This window comes from Marinifaba aquimaris (assembly GCF_013328345.1).
In the GTDB taxonomy this organism is placed as follows: Bacteria; Pseudomonadota; Gammaproteobacteria; order Enterobacterales; family Alteromonadaceae; genus Marinifaba; species Marinifaba aquimaris.
On sequence record NZ_JABULX010000020.1, the window covers coordinates 1 to 19100 of the forward strand.

At 39.8% G+C, this 19100-nt stretch carries 13 protein-coding genes; 4 read left to right on the forward strand and 9 right to left on the reverse strand.

Annotated features, from left to right (window positions below; genetic code table 11):
• Positions 1–4080 (reverse strand): FimV/HubP family polar landmark protein (locus HR060_RS12645; RefSeq protein WP_281362614.1); only part of this gene is annotated, 4080 nt, incomplete at its 3' end.
• 257 nt (positions 4081–4337) lie between these two features.
• Here HR060_RS12645 and HR060_RS12650 point away from each other — a divergent pair.
• Positions 4338–5537, forward strand: a complete 1200-nt coding sequence (locus HR060_RS12650) for a hypothetical protein (RefSeq protein ID WP_174200664.1) — start codon at positions 4338–4340, stop codon at positions 5535–5537.
• Positions 5538–5551: 14 nt separating this feature from the next.
• Positions 5552–5962 (forward strand): phosphate ABC transporter substrate-binding protein, encoded by a 411-nt coding sequence (locus HR060_RS12655; RefSeq protein ID WP_174200665.1) that lies wholly within the window; start codon positions 5552–5554, stop codon positions 5960–5962.
• A gap of 243 nt (positions 5963–6205) precedes the next feature.
• Here HR060_RS12655 and HR060_RS12660 read toward each other — a convergent pair whose 3' ends face one another.
• The 7 genes from HR060_RS12660 to HR060_RS12690 all read right to left on the reverse strand — a co-directional run bounded on the left by HR060_RS12660 (position 6206) and on the right by HR060_RS12690 (position 14746).
• Complete coding sequence (locus HR060_RS12660) at positions 6206–6763, reverse strand: hypothetical protein (protein ID WP_217434926.1); 558 nt, start codon at positions 6761–6763, stop codon at positions 6206–6208.
• A gap of 153 nt (positions 6764–6916) precedes the next feature.
• The gene (locus HR060_RS12665) at positions 6917–8224 is read right to left on the reverse strand and encodes a carbohydrate porin (RefSeq protein WP_174200666.1); all 1308 of its coding nucleotides are present in this window, start codon (positions 8222–8224) and stop codon (positions 6917–6919) included.
• 167 nt (positions 8225–8391) lie between these two features.
• Complete coding sequence (gene kdsB, locus HR060_RS12670) at positions 8392–9144, reverse strand: 3-deoxy-manno-octulosonate cytidylyltransferase (protein ID WP_174200667.1); 753 nt, start codon at positions 9142–9144, stop codon at positions 8392–8394.
• A gap of 6 nt (positions 9145–9150) precedes the next feature.
• Positions 9151–9339 carry a Trm112 family protein gene (locus tag HR060_RS12675; RefSeq protein WP_174200668.1) on the reverse strand — a complete coding sequence of 63 codons (189 nt, stop codon included), beginning with the start codon at positions 9337–9339 and terminating at the stop codon, positions 9151–9153.
• Positions 9329–10309, reverse strand: a complete 981-nt coding sequence (gene lpxK, locus HR060_RS12680; protein ID WP_174200669.1) for a tetraacyldisaccharide 4'-kinase — start codon at positions 10307–10309, stop codon at positions 9329–9331. The genes HR060_RS12675 and lpxK overlap by 11 nt, the downstream gene beginning before the upstream one ends.
• An 18-nt stretch (positions 10310–10327) precedes the next feature.
• Positions 10328–12124, reverse strand: a complete 1797-nt coding sequence (gene msbA, locus HR060_RS12685) for a lipid A export permease/ATP-binding protein MsbA (protein WP_174200670.1) — start codon at positions 12122–12124, stop codon at positions 10328–10330.
• A gap of 75 nt (positions 12125–12199) precedes the next feature.
• On the reverse strand, positions 12200–14746 hold the full coding sequence (locus tag HR060_RS12690) for a DNA internalization-related competence protein ComEC/Rec2 (protein WP_281362615.1): 2547 nt from the start codon (positions 14744–14746) through the stop codon (positions 12200–12202).
• Between HR060_RS12690 and HR060_RS12695 the strand changes: the two genes are divergently transcribed.
• Positions 14657–15181 carry a DUF2062 domain-containing protein gene (locus tag HR060_RS12695; RefSeq protein ID WP_174200672.1) on the forward strand — a complete coding sequence of 175 codons (525 nt, stop codon included), beginning with the start codon at positions 14657–14659 and terminating at the stop codon, positions 15179–15181. The two genes, HR060_RS12690 and HR060_RS12695, sit on opposite strands and share 90 nt — an antisense overlap.
• A gap of 66 nt (positions 15182–15247) precedes the next feature.
• Here HR060_RS12695 and HR060_RS12700 read toward each other — a convergent pair whose 3' ends face one another.
• Positions 15248–17140: a hypothetical protein gene (locus tag HR060_RS12700; RefSeq protein ID WP_174200673.1), complete on the reverse strand. Its 1893-nt coding sequence runs from the start codon at positions 17138–17140 to the stop codon at positions 15248–15250.
• Positions 17141–17291: 151 nt separating this feature from the next.
• Here HR060_RS12700 and radD point away from each other — a divergent pair, with 151 nt between their 5' ends.
• A complete protein-coding gene (gene radD / locus HR060_RS12705) occupies positions 17292–19085 on the forward strand; it encodes a DNA repair helicase RadD (RefSeq protein ID WP_174200674.1) in 1794 nt (597 codons plus the stop codon).
• The last annotated feature ends 15 nt before the right edge of the window (positions 19086–19100 follow it).

Here is a 19100-nt window from a genome sequence, read left to right on the forward strand (position 1 = left end):
CTCTGGCTCTGGCTCTGGCTCTGGCTCTGGCTCTGGCTCTGGCTCTGGCTCTGGCTCTGGCTCTGGCTCTGGCTCTGCAAAAGCTTCTATGTCGGCCTGTCCAGATGCAAGCTCTTTTTCAACTTCAACCTCATCATTTAGCGTTTCACTTTCAACTGCCGCTAAACCCGGCTCTAATTCAGAATTTAAATCTGCTACGTCGTCTATTTGAAAGGCATTTGAATCACTCTCGACGGGTAGTTCAAGCTCGCGCTCTTCATTTACGTCAAGCTCGGATGCTAAATTTTCAACTGGTGTATCTAAAACTGAGTTTTCTTCTGCGATGTCTAAATTATCTGTGTCTGAATCTATTAATGATTCAAGTTCAGCAACTGTAGAACCTGTCAGTTCCTCACTTTCATCCAGTAAATCGTCAAGTTCAATATCAAGGTCATCAATTTGTGGCGATTCTTCACCCGAGCTAGGAACATCATCTACTTCATCAAACGATTCACCGGTAATGTCTAGCGATAAGTCATCTGTTTCGGTTTCTGTTAAAGTATCTAAGGATTGTTCTGCCAAACCGTCTTCAGTATCAAGAGTGCTGTTTTCAGGCACATCTGCTGATATGGTTAAATCTTCAGCAGACGGCTCGATTGAACCTGCTCCAGCGTGTTCCGAATCATCAGCCAAAATAGCATCTTCATCAGCGGGGATTTGTTCGGTATTTGTAAAGTCATCATCAATGTCAATCGTATCAACAGACTCGCTAGCAGGACTCTCATCTTCTGAAACTAATGTATCAGCGAGCTCATCAACAGTTTCGGGTTCAGCAAAAGCCTCGTCAAATTCAGGACTTGGCTGCTCCTCAAGTAGCTCATCCATTTCCATGGATTCAGCAAGCTCGAGATTATCTTCAGTTGCTAATGGTCCAGATAGGTTTTCCTCTGCAACTAAACTTTCATCAGTACTTTCTGATTCGGTTGACCATTCATCGACTGGCATTGGTGCCTGTTCGAGCTCAGCTTCAAGTGATAACTCATCTGGTAAATCAGTTTCTTCACTTACTAGCTCTTCACTGACTGGCTTTGAAAACTCTTCATATTCGTCAGCAATTTCTGGTTCTGTATGCTCGAAAGTGTCAAGCTCTTCAATAGCGTTTTCTTCAACTTCGCTGACATCAACCGAAAGTGAATCCTGTTCATTTTCCGGTAACGTATCGTCATCCCCTTGAGTAAGCGCTTCAATATTTTCGTCTGATTCAGACTGAAGCAAGTCATCTGTTGCAACTTCAAGCTCATCAATAGAGCTGGTAGCTTGCTCAAATTCACCTGAAGGATCTAATATGGAATCATCATCTGAATCCAAGTGTTCCGTATCATTGGTAGCAGCATCTTCATCTAATGATGCAAGCATCTCATCGACAGATTGAGTATCTACATCGTCACTACTTGAGTCATCGCCTACTTCATTTAATAAGGCATCAAAATCGAGATCATCTGTTAGCTCACCATCTAAATCAGAGCTCTCCTGTTCAAAAAAAGCGTCTTCTATCTCTTTTGCGCTGTCAGCTTCTGTACTTTGTTCAAGTAACGAATCGATATCATCTAGATCATCAGAATCCGCTTCTTTATTAATTTCAGCTAATAACGTATCAATATCATCGACATCATCAGAGTCCACTTCATCTGCACTATTTGCAGCTAATAACGCATCGATATCATCTACATCATCAGAATCCGCTTCATCTGCACTATTTTCAGCTAATAACGCATCGATATCATCTACATCATCAGTGCCCGCTTCATCTGCACTATTTTCAGCTAATAACTCATCGATATCATCTACATCATCAGTGCTTGCTTCATCTGCACTATTTTCAGCTAATAACGCATCGATATCATCTACATCATCAGTGCCCGCTTCATCTGCACTATTTTCAGCTAATAACGCATCAATATCATCTACATCATCAGTGCCTGCTTCATCTGCACTATTTTCAGCTAATAACGCATCGATATCATCTACATCATCAGTGCCCGCTTCATCTGCACTATTTTCAGCTAATAACTCATCGATATCATCTACATCATCAGTGCTTGCTTCATCTGCACTATTTTCAGCTAATAACGCATCGATATCATCTACATCATCAGTGCCCGCTTCATCTGCACTATTTTCAGCTAATAACTCATCGATATCATCTACATCATCAGTGCCCGCTTCATCTGCACTATTTTCAGCTAATAACGCATCAATATCATCTACATCATCAGTGCCCGCTTCATCTGCACTATTTTCAGCTAATAACGCATCAATATCATCTACATCATCAGTGCCCGCTTCATCTGCACTATTTTCAGCTAATAAGGCATCGATATCATCTAGCCCTGCTACTTCACCTTCTAGATCTTGCTGAGCTTGTACTGTGTCTGATTTAACTGGCTTTTCAATTTCCACATCTTCATCGAGTAGCTCACCAACACCAATCTCATCGCTAATATTATCTTCATCAATTTCAGCACCAAGATCACCAATATCTTCATCCAATAAAGCATCAAGCATATCGTCATCATCGCCGACGTCAGCTTGTAATTCCGAATCAGGCTCGTTGCTCTCTAATAGCGCATCGATATCATCAAGTTCAGCAACATCACTGTCATCAGATCCATCACCACTTAGTAATGCATCAAGTTCGTCTTGTGATAATTCCTCTGTACCTTCTTCATCATCTGTAGCCGAGTCGAGTAAAGCATCGATATCACCTTCAGCAACATCCGCTAATGTATCATCGCCCATCGCACCAGAAAGTAAATCATCAAGGTCATCTTGATTGAGCATGCCACTGATATCTTCTTCGTCATCATCGATGGCGTCATCCGGAACGGCGAGTAAGTCATCATCATCTTCTTCATAGACAAGGCTATCTGCAGATTCCTCAACAGGCGGTGGCTGTACATCGTCATCAAGCAGTAAATCATCTGATAAATCATCAGTCATTTCATCTAGTGAATCAGAAAGTAAGTCATCATCCAATTGAATTGAGTCATCATCAGGGACGAGAAGATCATCAACGGCTTCATCAAGCTCATCAGCAACGAGTTCATTGGTATCTAAACCATCATCGAGATTAAAATCTAATTCGTCGTCTAGCGACGTTTCTGCTGTTTTTTGTGATTCTAGCTCAGGAGCGGCACTATCCTCTTTTTTACGCTTTAACCAAAAAAACAAACCAGCACTTAGCAACAATGCAGGGATAATACCGGCAAGTATTTGATAGATAAGATTATTACTTATGGCAGTAATGATACTTGCAAACACATTGTCTGAGCTTTCTTGTTCTTTTACCTTTTGTGCTTCAATTTCTTCGGTTTGTTGTTGAAGTATCAGTTCAACTTGCTTTTGTAACTCACTATCTTGACCAACTTGCTCTTTTAAAGAAACGACTTCTTCATTAACTGAAGCAAGGCGGTTTTTAAGTCGGTTGTTTTCCTCTAGCAAAATTTGAATGCTTTCAAGTGAAGTTGCAAATTGCTCCTTCATGATTTTGTAGGATTCAACTTGCTCGTTTTGAAGGATCGTTATTTTATCTTCAAGTTGTATTTTAGCTTGCTCAACATCAGCCTGTTTGGCATTTGTTTGCCGCTTACTTTCTTCAGGGTCAGCTTTAGCGGCAGCAAGTTTCCGTTGTTTATTGGCCCAAAGTTCATCATCCAAGTCAGATTTTTGTCTCGCGGCTAACTTGCTTACTTTGCGCATTGCAGCCACGGTAGGAATATCTAAAGTGGAGCCGTAACGAATGTGATTTAGATTATTTTCTTGGAATGCATGCGGGTTTGCTTGGTACAGCGCCACCATAATTTGGTATGTAGAGAGTTCTTTGCTCGGTCTTACTTTTTCAGCAATGCGCCACAGCGTATCGGAAGGTGTTACAGGACCATAAGTCTTACCAGATAAACCATTATCAGTCTCTTTTGCTCCTCTTATCATCATGCCTTGCGCATAAGCTTCAGGAAGAAAAGAAACATTAGGTAAAAGAAGCTGCGAACTCAGTAGCAAAACAGAAAATAATACTAAAGTCATTCGTCTTTGTAAGCGCATTGTCATTCCCGATAAAACTGGCGTCAAAAAATTGCCAATATTTGCTCAATATTGATTAACTCTTAATGGTCTAAGCAAACACTGTTCCATATTCTTACTATATATTAGTTCATGATTGTATGCGACAATTGAAATAACTACAGAATACATAACTTGGCGACTATAATTTTGTCATATAGTCAGCCTATCGACTACAATCATAATTAGTTTATTCAAGCAAAGTAAACTAAGTGCTTTTTATTGGAAAGGAACATACATTGAAAGCGAAAATTGCCTTCCTACTCTCCGTTTTATTTAGTTCTACCGCTATTGCTAATCAAACAATAGAATGGTCAGGGTTTGCTAGTATCCGTGGTGGTTTTTTAAGTGACGATTTAAACACCCCTATCTACTTTAACCGATACCAAGATAAAGACTTCACGCTGAAAAAAGAAAGCTTATTTGCAATCCAAGCGGATACAGATTTAGGTAACAATTTATCTGCAGCAGTTCAGTTAATGGCAAAAGGTGACAATGATTTTGATGTTGAAGCGCAGTGGGCATATATCAAATATCAATTTGATGATCACAGCCAAATTTTGGCAGGTAGATTTAACATCCCTATTTTCCGCAATTCAGATACAGTAGATATCGGCTACGTGCACAATTTATCTAGGCTGTCTCCAGCGGTTTACCTACCACTAGATATCTCTATTATTGAGGGTATCAGATTTAATTATCAGAATTACTACGACCAATGGCACTACCAAATTGTGTCTAGTTTTGGTAGCTGGGATGGAGATATAGTGACCCAAGCTGCCGGTAATGTGCAAACCGATATTGATTCTGTTCTACAACTTTCAATCGAAGTAGAAAATGATGGCTTAACACTTTTTGCTGGCATGACACATACCACTTTTGAAAGTGAAGAATATGATCACAAGCTTATTGATGGTCTACTCAGACAAGTAGGTGTATACGATGAACTTGTCGCCCAAGATTATGATTTCAAGAGAATTTACCTGTCTGATACAGAAACAAGTGTTCGCTATTTAATGGCCGGTATTTATTACGAAAAAGGACCTTGGTTTGCCAATTCAGAAATTACTAGTTTAATCGCTTTTAATTCTATCGACCAAAAAAATGAAGCCTGGCAAATGACACTGGGTAGAAAATTTGGTGAATATCAAATTGCGCTTTCACAAGAGCAAAATAGACAAATTAACGATTCAACAAGTTTCTACAAAGTAGAAAACCCAATTACCCAAGCTAAGCTAATGCTGATTAATGACTTAGTTTCAGAAATTACTGAGTTTGAGGCAACGTCACTACACTTTAGATATGACTTTCACCCGCAGGCAGCACTGACTAGTAGTTTGGCTAATTTTGAATTTTCTAACTCAGAGTACCACCAAGATAACGGTGAAGATAAAAGTGATGCCATCTTATTTACTATTGGCATAGATTTAATATTCTAGGTACAGGAACAGTTTTGAAAAAATTACTATTAATAGTTTGTTTGATTTTCAGCCCACTGTGCTTTGCTCAGGAAAAGATGGTTGTTATTGTCAATGCCAATAACGAAGCTAGCTTTGATAAGGTCAGTATTTCTAGGATGTATATTGGCCGTATTAAGTCATTTACTACAGGCGAAAAGGCCATTGTTTTACAACCCAATTCAATGGCATTGCAAGATCAGTTTAATCAGTATTTTCTTAGTCGCTCATCTGTTCAAGTAAAAGCTTACTGGTCGAAAATGCTGTTTTCAGGTAAAGCTAAGCCGCCTAGACAGCTCAGCTCTAATGAGATAGTTAAACAAGTAGAGTCTAATCCTTTTTATATCGGTTATGTCAGTGAAAAAGATATCAATGACGCCGTTAGAGTCGTTTTTCGTTTCCCTTAATGAATGACGATTAAAAAGCATCTAAGAAACTTTTCATGGCTTTTAGCCTTAATGTTGCAGCCCCCAGCATATCAATTGGGCCAAGTGCTTCAAAAAGCATTTCAATTTGAAATGCCTTTTGCTTTATTTAAATCAGTGAATAAGTGAGTTTTCTACAACTGGAGTAATGTTAAAACCTATCATCCAGTCTTGCCCAAATTCATCATCCGATTCGATGTAGTAATTAATTTCACCACCGACCTTTCAAGACCGCCCTGCGAGCATCACCGTTTTTGAAACAGTTAAATTGAGAGGAACCGTTGCTTGGTCTGTTTCCCAATCATAGCTCAACGTGGGAGACGTGCCATATGCCCAACCGCCACCTGGTAACCAAATTGAAAAAAACTGAGAAGAAGTTCGATTAACTTTAATATCTCCTGCGACATCCCATTGGTGGTTAGGAAATAATCCCCAAATGTATGTTTTGCTTAACTTGCCATACAGTAACTCTGGTCCAACGGACGTGGTCTCTCCACCAAAATCATCGGTACCAGTCGGTAAAGATGCAATCATACCGTATGCCAACAAAACTGAAGGATCAGATGTTTTCACAGCATAAGCTAGGTCAAAAGAGATATCGCCAATACCATTACTCTCAAGCCCCGCGTCATCATTCCTTTCATTATCCCAAATAACAGGTATGGCAGGTCTAAATATGACCTTAGCACCTGATTCAAGTGTAAAAGGCAGCACGGGTTGAAATAATGTAGAAAGCTGGTTCGTATCATCATTAAACTCGGTGTATTGATTTTTGTAGTTCAAACTCGCGAGTGCAGGTTTGCTAACTCTTTAGCTGCTTTATCGGCATCTAAAGCTTCTGAAAAAACCGGCTGACTTGAAATCAATAGGCCCAAAACTAATCCAAACTTGTGTTTTAAACTCATCATTTTTCCTAATTAATATTCACGTTAACCACTACAAAGTGATACGAAATTTAATGCCAAAAACTTTTGTGTCATCGACTGATTTATCAGCGACTTTTAAAAACTGTAAATTGGGTGTAATGGCAACTCGTTGAGCAAGCTGAATGCGATAAAAAATATCTAAAGTTGTTTGGCTGTCATGGGTACCAAGCGCATCGACAAATTCATCGGGTAAAATGCCATGCGAAACGGACGCGCCAAGCAAATCGGAACGCTGCTTAAAATATTTTAAAAAACCTAACTTAACATCTTTTTCGTAAAGCTGAGGGTTATTCACCGACTCGCTGTTGTAATCTGATAAGCCAAATTTAGTAAAAAGCATCCACTCAAGATCCCAAGTCCAGTTAGCTCCAAAAACGATACCCTCAGAACCATCTCGCTGAGTATTAGACTCGCCATAAGCGGTGTGATCGTCCATTTGCCACAAAGTTACATGAAAGTTTTTAAAGTACCGCTCATCAGCAGAAGGAGACCAACCAAGTTCAACGGTTTTATATAGCTCGTCAAACCCCTCTTCAAATGGGTCATTAGTATCCACAGTACCATTGGCATCATTAACAGCACCGAGTAAATACCAGTTATCTGATAACCAGTGCCCTGCACCAAAACCATAACTATTATCAGGCAGTGCAATCGACATATTGAGTGAGGTGTCTAGATTATTAAATGCGGTCCAAGGAGTGGCGTAGCCCAACACGTCGAAAAAGTCATTGGGATCAAACTTTCCAACAATAAAACCCGTCTTGCCATCATTGAGCTTTTGTTGCCAATTCAGATCAACCAACAAGTTACCTTTATCACTAAATAGGTAAGCTGTTTGACTGTAGTAACCGGCATTTCCCCCTAATGAAGCAACGGGTAATTCATTGCCCCATGCATTGCGATGATCGACTTTAAATGTCAATGAACCTGTATTTTGATTGTCTTTGTTTACCAGTGCCCACTTGCCATAAAATCTTGCTACGTATGAATGTGCACTATCTTCAGTACCATCAAGTGTGTCACTTAAAGTATGTGAAATGGAAGTAAAGTCTAAACCAAATTTAAAACCTGTATCTTCAGCAATCTTATCTTTATAAGCTTGCCAGCTATTCATCGAGCCATCTAGGCTAGGTACTCTAAAGTGTGGATATTTGGGCTGATTATCACCTTCTAAAATAGCGCCTGTTTCAGCTGGGCCGCCAAAGCTATTAACGTCTTGGTATGCAGTGCTCTGCTCATTTGAAAAAGCGTGAAAACTTGTAAGAGCAAAAACCAGTGAGGAAGTGGTCAGAAAAGATTTTTTAGCGCGTTCCATCATAAAATCCTAATAAAAACTGATTGGTACAAAAAAGCAGCCAACATGTATTTTTAAGATTAATTATGATTTAAATAGATTTATCCTCAATTAAAATTGATATAAAAAGTACAAACAAAGCTTAAAAGCTGACCAAAAAATACTTTTTAATCAGCTACTTTGTCAAAACCTTAATTTACAGTGAGTAAACGCTCTAGGTCTTCAGGGGTATCGATACCAGGGGGAGGCGTTTCTTTAGCTTGCTCAACGTGAATTTTTTCCCCATACCAAAGTACTCTTAATTGCTCTAAAGATTCAATTTGCTCAAGTGCACTGGGCTGCCAACTGATATATTGATTCACAAAACCAGCACGATAGGCGTATATACCAATATGGCGTTGATAAAAGTCACCAATTTCTGTCACCTCTTTGGCCTTCAAAAAGCGGTTTCTATCATACGGAATAGTTGAACGGCTAAAGTAAAGGGCAAAACCATTTGTATCCGTTAACACCTTAACCGCATTTGGGTTGAAGGCTTCTTCAACATCCTCAATCGGCACAGATAGGGTCGCCATATTCACTTGCGGGCGGTTAACTAGGTTTTCAGCTACTTGAGCAATGATGGACTCGGGAATAAATGGCTCATCACCTTGCACATTAACAACCACTTCATCTTTATCGAGCGCGAATTTTTCAATCACTTCAGCAATGCGCTCTGTGCCTGATTCATGTTTATCGCTTGTCATGCATACGGTTGCACCAAAAGCTGTTGCGACACTTTCAATGCGCTTATCATCTGTAGCGACAATAACTTGTCTTGCATTCGTTGCCACACATCTTTCATAGACATGCTGAATCATCGGCTTACCGTTAATTTCAACCAGAGGTTTGCCAGGGAAGCGTGTTGAAGCAAATCGGGCAGGAATGACGATGGTGTAACTCATAATAAACTAAGACTCCAACTCATCTAAGCTAAGCGCTCTAGCCTCTGCTTCGATTAATACAGGGATATCATTTTTAATTGGGTAAGCGAGCTTAACAGCTCGGCTTACTAACTCATTTTTGTCTTGGTCGTATTCCAATTTACCTTTGCAAACTGGACACGCTAGGATTTCTAATAATTTTTTATCAAAGGCCATAACGTTGTTTTAATTCCTCTAACTGGTCAGTTAATTTAACCATTAATTCTGGGCTAAGTTTAGCTGAAATAGGTAAATACCATAGATTGCCGTGATCATAATCTCGACACTTGACGGCATCTTTTTCTGTCATAAGCACAGTTTTACCGCGATAAGCAGTAAAATCCTGCTCTGTAAATTGGTGGTGGTCAATAAAGCTTTTTTTACTTTCAATGGTCAAGCCAAGTTCTTTAATCGATTGGTAGAAACGCTCAGGGTTACCAATGCCTGATATAACTTGCCAATGTACCTTACTGATATCAACCGATGCCGTATTTTTCGATAAGGGCCTAGGTTCATCTGGTATAACGTTAAAGTGAAGAGGCTGACTTGCTAAATGGTTATAAATAACAAACTCAGTTGTTTTTAGACGCCATTTTCCTTCTCGTAATGGTCCAGCTGGCAATAAACACCCATTACCCAATAATCGGTTACCGTCTAATAAAATAAGCTCAAGGTCCCGCGCTAATCGGTAATGCTGAAGACCGTCGTCGCATATCACTAAATTACAGCCAATATCTGCTAATAATTGAGCAGAAGCAACACGGTCTGCACCTATAACAACAGGTACATTGGCACGAACCGCAATAAGCTTAGGTTCATCCCCGACAAAATTGGCTGTATCAGTATCTTTAATAAGATGAGGAAAGTGTTGGCATTGAGCTTTATAACCGCGAGAGATCACACCTGGAACAAAACCCTGTTTTTGAGCAAGTTCAATTAAAGTCAGCACCATAGGTGTTTTACCTGTACCACCAACGGTAATATTACCCACGACAAGAACGGGAATATTGGGTTTATCCGCTTTTTTCAAGCCTAATTTAAAACACAAGCGGCGGAGACTGGAAAGCAGCCAAAACAAGGGTACAAATGGCAATAACAAATAAAAGCTAAAGTGCTTTTTATACCAAGCTTTTTCTATCCAGATCATGGTGTTAACTTGGCTTTATCAATTGTTTTCATTACTGCCAAACTGCAATTGATACAAAGCAGAATAATAACCGCCTTTATCAAGTAAGGCTTGATGTGAGCCTTTTTCAACAATTTGACCATGATCGACAACTGCAATGGTATCTGCATTTTCAATTGTCGATAAACGATGAGCAATCACAATTGCGGTTCTATTTTGTCTCAGCTCATCAATAGCCTGTTGGATATGCCTTTCTGATTCAGTGTCCAGCGCAGAGGTCGCTTCATCTAAAATTAAAATAGGTGCATCACGTAAAATAGCGCGTGCAATTGCAATTCTCTGCCTTTGGCCACCAGATAACATCACGCCGTTCTCACCAACAATGGTATCGAGCTTATCAGGCATTTTATCGGTGAACTCAAGCACGTGGGCAGCTTGTGCTGCTGCAATAATTTGCTCAGAAGAAACATTATCACCTAGGCCATAAGCGATGTTATTAGCAATTGTGTCATTAAATAGCGTTACGCTTTGCGACACAATAGCAAATTGCTTCCTTAAAGAGGCAAGCGTGGCACTTTTGACTTCATTGCCATCAATTAAAATTTGACCTTGTTCAATGTCATAAAAACGAGTGACTAAGTTAGATAAGGTCGATTTACCACTTCCTGATTTACCAACGAGTGCGAGTGTATGGCCTGCGGGGATACTCAAATTAACATTTTTGAGGGCAGGTTCTTTTGCGTTAGGGTAAGTAAAAGTTAGCGCCTTGATCTCAATATTGCCTTTTACACGCTCTAGTTCTTTTGAACCTTGATCTTTTTCTGCTTCTTGATCAAGCACGGCAAAAACACTTGCACAAGCGGCGAGTCCTTTTTGAAACTCACTATTAACGGTTGTCAGCTGTTTTAAAGGTCTTAACATCATCATCATACAGGTTAAGACGGTGGCGAATGTACCTGTACTCAATGACTGTAAAAATTCGGGCTTACTCGCGATAATCAGTACAGTGGCAAGGGCAAAAGAGGCAATAATCTGAATCACCGCCACACTCATCACACGCGTCGATACCAGTTTCAGTTGTTGCTGACGATTTACATTGTTTATTTTGGCAAATTTGTTCGCTTCAATTTCTTGCCCTGCATGCGTTAACACCACTTTGTGGCTATTGAGCATTTGCTCTGATGTCGATGTTACGCCACCCATTGCATTTTGAATGGTTCGGCTGACTTGACGAAAGCGCTTGCTGACGGTTTTTACAATGATGGCCACAACAGGTCCCAAAATTAGAAAAACCAAGGAGAGCTGCCAGCTCAAATAGAACACCCAAGCTAACAGACCTATGACAAACGCCCCTTCACGTATCATGATAGTAAGCGCCTTGGAAGAGGTGTTGTTTAGTTGCTCGGTATCGTAAGTAATTTTAGAAATGAGTTCGCCAGTTGAATGTTGATCGTGAAAGCTCACCGGTAAATGCATTAAGTGATTAAAGGTTTGCTGACGAATTTTAGCAACCACTTGATTACCCACCCAAGCAAGTGCATAAGTACTAACGAAGTTAGAGATACCGCGCACTAAAAAAATAGCAGGGATGGCTAAACCCATTTTAAATAGCAGATCACTATTTTTTGCTGTCAAACCGTCATCGATGAATTTTTCAATGTTAGATAGGAAAAACACATCGATAGCGGCATAACCCAACATACCTAAAATAGCGATAAAAAATATAAATTTGTATTCAGCAACATAAGAGAAAAGGCGACGAAAATGACGAGGTTGCTGTAATTGCGCACCATCGGCTTGAGTTTGATGGCGTTCAGATGGTTCTATAGCCGACATGAATTAGCTTAATTAATAACAAGTGATGCGTATTCTATACCAAGTGATAAAAATTGCGAGTGCCAGTTAATCTACTCAATTGCTAGTCAGTGAGTTTTGCCACCATTTTGTTGGCCATTTTTCCAAATAAGACTGAACGCTTATTTTAGTTGGCTGACCATTGCTGAAGTTAAAAGTGACTTGACCGCTGTGCCCTGTATCCCAAATATGACCGCCAACTTGCTGTAACCTTTGTACAACATCATCTGCCGGATGGCCAAAACGATTGAAACGCCCGCGGCTCACCAACCAGTGCTGGGCCTGAATGCTTTGGACAAAAACGCTTGATGACGATGTTTTACTGCCATGATGAGGTACGAGTGCAATATCAGCATTGAGTTTAGATTGATGGTGTTTAATTAACTGCTTTTCTGCCCAGCTTTCAATATCGCCTGTTAGTAATAATGTCAAAGTGTCATCTGTTACTTTGACCACACAAGATAAGTTATTATCGTTTATTTTATTGTCATTCAGCCAGCTCGATTTTGGCGCAATAATTTGCCAATTTAGATTTAGCCAATTAAACCTTTGTCCTTCAGTGCATATATGGCCTTGAGATTGCCCAGTCAAACTCAATTGCTTAGGCGCTTTACTGTACAGCCAGTCAATATCAGCAAAGTGTTTATTTAAATAAGCAACTCCGCCAGAATGATCATTGTCGGTATGACTAACAATAACCGCTTTAAGTGACAGTCTGCGTTGCTTTAAAAAAGGAGCAATGGTGCTTTGTGCAAAGTTAAACCCCGATTGAAAACTTGCGCCAGTGTCATAAAGCACCGCCTCGGCATTATTTTCAATTACGATAGCCGTTCCCTGCCCCACATCCAACATATGTATTTTTAGTCCTTGCTGAGAGTGAGGAATAAACAGCAAGCCCAGTAAACACAGCGCAATCAATTTAAAACGCGAAGTAAACACAAGTAAGCAAATTAATACCAGTAACATAGCAACGACACTAGAGACAAAATCAAATGGATTTAAGATAAGCTGAACATTTAAATCTGAAGCCTGTAAACGCGATAATAATTTGATATTCAATTCCATCAACGCATTAGCTAACACTAACAAATCAAAAGAGAGTGCTTGGCTAACAATACTCAATGGAACAGCCAAAATACTCAAAGGAATAACGGTTAAGCTCAAATAAGGTAGCGACAATAAATTAGCCACAATACTAATTGTTTGAACCTGCCCAAGAAGTAACCAGTGAGCAGGAATAAACAGCAAGAAGAGTAAGACTTGTATTGCAACAAGACCCATTATTTTTATACCCAAACGATGAAATACACTTCTAAACCAATCAGTGGAAGACGATTTCGAGAAATCTTGGCTTTGTGTCTGGGCTAGGTGGGAGGTAAAAATTCGATAGCTGATTATTAAAATACCAACGGCAATAAAAGATAACCAAAAAGAGATGGATAAAGGTGCAAACGGATCAATTAATAAAATAATACTGGCACTTAGCACGAGTCGATAACACACGCTGGTATGTCGTGCTGACAGATAGAAACTAATAAATACGCTTAACATCACACAAGCTCTTAAAGCTGGCAGGGCTAAACCAGTATAAAAACCAAAAAGCCATGCAATACTAAGCCCAGTAAAAGCCGCTATTTTTTGTGGTTTACATGCAAAATGGAATGTTGGCTGAAATTGATACTGTACTGCCCTTTTTACTTTGATTATGGTTAACACAATCAGATAAGCCCATAGGTAAACAAGACCAACATGAAAACCAGACACCGCCATTAAGTGAGCAGTCCCCGTTTGTTGAAGCAAGGACCAATCGGTACTGCTCAATTTATCTCTTTGGCCTGAATTGAGTGCCAGCAAATAGCCTTGCTGCTCAAGCTTTGAAGTCAGCTCTGTTACGAACAAATGATGTTGTGCTCGCCAATTAGCGAGGGAGTTTTCATATCTTGTTAATACATCAAGTGTTTTCACATAACCCGTTGCTTGAATATATTGGCTTACCAGCCATTGGTGATAGTTAAACCCCGCTTGATTATATGTACCAAAGGCAGGCTTTAACTTCACTTTAGCGCGAATGACATCACCTTCGTTAACAAGGTGTTCCGTTTGATGCCAAGTCAATCTGACTTTTTTTATCGCTGCTAAATTTGAATTGATTTTAATATCAGACGTTTGGGCAGATGAAACCGAAGTAACATGGAGGTTAAATTTTACTTTATGCTGTTTGCGTTCAAGCGCGGCCACTTTTCCTGTCACCCACCAGTCATTTTTGATATCACTAGGCAATAACTGACCAGAGAGATAGTTAATCTGACAGAAAAAGATGAAACTAAACCCAATACAACAAAAGCTTAACGAAAAACGCTTAATCAAAACAGATAAAGCCGTTATCATTAGCAAAATTGAAATTTCATAAAAGCTAACCCGCCAAGGCCAGAAGCAACCAGCAATAGCTGAAAAAACAAAGCAGCTAAAATAGGTGGTCGCTTTAAATTGACGCACAGGCGCTTGAGTATATTTATGCCGAAAAAAACGATAAAAAAATTTATTCCCGATCACGATACGATTAAAAAGCAAAAATCTCTGAAAATTTTTGGTTCTCTTCTCCATAACCCTAATTTGTGGTGTTTAAACAGACGGTCAGTTGCTGGCGCATTTGCACTTGGTTTGTTTAATGCGTTTATTCCAGTTCCGTTTCAAATGTGGTTATCAGCATTTGGTGCCATTGCTTTTAAGGTTAATTTACCCCTGTCAATTGCGCTAGTCTGGATCACCAACCCTTTGACCATGCCACCTATTTTCTACGCGGCATATTTAGTGGGCGAATTGGTGATGGGCCCCACAGGTCAAGATTTTGCTTTTGAGTTGAGTTGGCAATGGTTGGTCGAAAGCTTATCAACAATAGGTCCGACGTTCTTGGTGGGCTGTTTGGTTTGTGCATCGACCGCCAGTATTATTGGCTACTTTGGAATACAAGTTATTTGGCGACAATCAGTCAGAAAACACTGGCGCCAAAGGCAAGAAAAGCGCGCCCAAGCTAATTAAATCAAGTCCGCTTTTAAACAAAAATAGCTAAGCCCTTATTAACAATCATTAATAAGGGCTTGTTTTTTATTTATCGTTTTTTTCTACTTGATTATCTCTTAAAGCGCCTGCCGCTTTTTCTGCTTCAGAAAGCGTCATAGGTTCATTTGCTTGTCGGCTAGCTTGATTGACTTGCAAAATATTATCCGCATTTTGTAAGTCGGCGGTATTTTTAAAACCAGCTATAGTTTCTCTACCCTGCAAGAAGCCTTTAATTTCTCCTACAATTCCATCTAATTCTTGGTCGTTCTTCCTAAGTGACATGATATACCTAGGCAGTTCTAAGTTTGCACTGCCACTGGTAGCAAAAGTACTCGATACAATACGCGAGCTAACAATCCACGGCGTGATTGAGCTTCTGACCACCACGTTTTCAGAACGAGTAGAATCATGAATTGCCATCCCCGTACTTATCTTAGACTCTGTAAACGTGCCTTCAGTTTTCATATACATCAGTAAAGATTCAAATTGCATTTCACTCCAAAACACATGTGCTGAATTTGTTAGTATCCGCCCAATACACGTAAAAATTTGCCACGCAAAAACGGTTGTTAATACCCCCACGATAAGCACAGAGCCCTGTTCAATATAATCTAATACCGTGTTATCAGATGGATTGTTTAAATTGGCGGTTTCTTTAACCAAAGAAACCAGCTGTGTCACATCAGCAGCTAATGAGTAAAATATAAATGCAGCAATGACTAAAAATAATTGTCCGCAGATACTTGTTGCCAGACGGGTGAGTTCCACTTGTTTAGGAAATTTAATGGGGGCGTACTCCGGCTGCGTTTCTATCAGCAACTCACCAGAAAAAGCCCCTTTTCCTTGGCTTTGTTCATTCAAGATAGGATCAAAATCACGATAGGTACGGTTAGGTATTTCGCGATAGCGGCGATTCGCCAACACGATATTTTCTATATTGATAAAAACTTCATTGGGATGAACGGATTCTTGTAAGTTTTCTCGATATTCACTGACTTCTGTTTGCGGCTGTACCAATTTAGTTCTAGCGAACACTAAGCTCAGTACCAAACCACAGGCAAAAGCTGCCAACAATAGTAATAAGGCTAAACTGCCCCAAGCAGAGAAAATCTCAATACTATCAGCAATGTCTTGACTCCAAGCCACGTCTTGTGAGGACATTTGTGGTAGTGCTTGTTTCGCATAATGGTAAATAATGCCTATAAAGACAGGAAATAAAATTGAAAAGGCGAGCACTCTTGCCAAACTCGTCGCGCCTTTTGCGTGCATTCGTGTCACACGGCCAAGGTGAATTTCTTCTGCAACACTGCGCCAAGCAAATACTAAATAAACCAAAAGTAGGATAGAAAAAATAGGCGTTATAATATGCCCTGCTTCGCCAGCTAAGCCAGAAGCGGAAACAAACGACGCCAAACCAAAGGCAATAAAAGCGACTAAAGTGGTTACTAAAACACTGATGATATCTTGAGTAATATTTCTAACCGGATATGGCAAAAAAACCAGCTTAGGCAACAGACTGTGGATAAGACGAGAAAGCCAGCCCTCAGGTTCAGTAAAGGTTGAGTTTTTGCGCCCCATTAACATGCCTTCCAGATCATCGCTATCGTAAGCCACATAGGGCTTTTCAGCATTGGCATTGTCTTTTTCTGAGCGAGTGTAGTTATAGGCTAAGGAAGTCGGTACAGAACGTCCGACAAAAAACTTAAATAATTGGAATGCACCAAATGCACAACGTTTTAAACCCATTACCAAAAGGCCTAAACCAAATAAGGCATAGATCCATCCAGTAACCATGTCTTGTTCGACCAAGCTAGGGACTGATAACAAGCTATACAAGCCCAATAAGCTAACTAAAATACCTGCGCTAAGTCTGATCACCCCTTCGACTTTGTAAGGATTCTTTATTCCTAACCCAGTCGAACCATAATCATATGCCATGGTGTTCCCTCTTTTTATTTATTGGCGATTATTATCAGCAAACTGTATCAAGATTAAACGCGATATCAACATTTTGCCGATATAAAACTTTGACGCTGACACCATCAATTCAAATCAGTAAAATAACGAAAAAACGCTAAACGTATCAACTATGGTTCAACTTCGTGATTATCAGCAGCAAGCTGTTGACGCTACTATCAATCACTTCAAACAAAGCAACGAATCGGCAGTCATTGTATTGCCAACCGGTTCAGGTAAAAGCTTGGTAATAGCAGAACTAGCCAGACTGGCAAAAGGCCGCATTCTTGTTCTGACGCATGTTAAAGAGCTGGTTGAACAAAACCATCAAAAATATCAAAACTATGGATTAACAGCAGGGCTTTACTCAGCTGGATTAAAACTAAAGCAAACCCAACATCAAGTCACATTTGCCAGTATTCAATCGGTCGGTCCCAACTTAGCCGAATTTACTGAGGCCTATTCATTGGTCATTGTCGATGAATGTCATCGAATAAAATATGCCAACAAAGATAAAAACGAAAGTGAAACCCAATATCAAGTCGTATTTAGTCATTTAAAACAGCAGAACCCCAAGCTCAAAATTTTGGGGTTAACCGCCACGCCTTATAGGATGGGGATGGGCTGGATTTATCAATATCATTACTTCGGTATCAAGCGCAGTGAACACCCCACCCCTTTTGTTAAATGCATATTCGAGTTCCCCCTATCTCATTTAATTAAAAAAGGCTATTTAACACCGCCTATTCAAATAAATGCAGCAGTAGAGGAATATGACTTTTCTGAATTAAAGACAAATAACCAAGGTGAGTTTAATTTTGCTGAAGTTAATAAAATAGTGCTAAAGCATCCTAGGGTTACTCAGGGTATCTGCCAGCACATACTTGAGTTAGCAAAAGAAAGGCAAGGCGTGATGATATTTGCAGCATCCGTCGAACACGCACAAGAAATTGTATCTTACCTACCAAAAGAACAAACAGCATTGGTAACAGGCAATACCAAACTCGAAGAACGCGATGAAATAATCAATGCATTTAAGGCCAAACAACTCAAGTTTTTGGTTAATGTATCTGTTTTGACAACAGGCTTTGATGCTCCGCATGTCGATTATATCGCTCTGCTTAGACCCACTCAGTCTATTGGCTTATTTCAACAAATTGTCGGCCGAGGCTTAAGGCTTGCTCCAAATAAAAAAGATTGCTTAGTGATTGATTATGCGGGTAATGGCTATGACATTTTTCTACCTGAAGTAGGTGAAAAAAAACCAAATTCAGATAGCCAACCTGTCATGGTTAAATGCCCACTTTGCGATTTTGCTAACACCTTTTGGGGTAAAGTTGATAAAGATAATAATGTAATTGAGCACTATGGCAGACGTTGCTGGGGTTATGAAGAGTTCGAGCACGATAACGGCACCGTTGAACGCTTTGATTGCCAGTACCGATTTAAATTCAAACAATGCCCGCATTGTAATGTGGAAAACGATATCGCCGCTCGAAAATGCCATAGTTGTGGAGGTGCGATAATCGATCCAGACGAGCAATTGCGTGAGGCTTTAAATTTAAAAGGCGCTTTAGTCATGCGTTGTTCAGGTGTGACATTTGAAGCTCTGAGCACCAGCAAACTGAAAATTAGTTATCACGATGAAGACGGACTTACAATTAGTGAAAGTGTTGAATTTATTCACAAAAAACGTGCCCAACACTTCAACCAACACTTTGGTAGTCGTTTTAACAACGCCCAGACACCAAGACAGTTTAGTAGTGCCGATGAGGTAATAAAAAGCCAAGATTTATTCGTTGCACCTGACTTTGTTATTGCCTACAAAGATAAGAAAGCCAAAAACAAAGAAAAAGCCCCCTGGCTAGTCAAAGACTACATTTTTGATTATGAAGGTAAGTTCAGAAAAGCCAATCAGCTTTATTGAGAAGATTAGAATGAG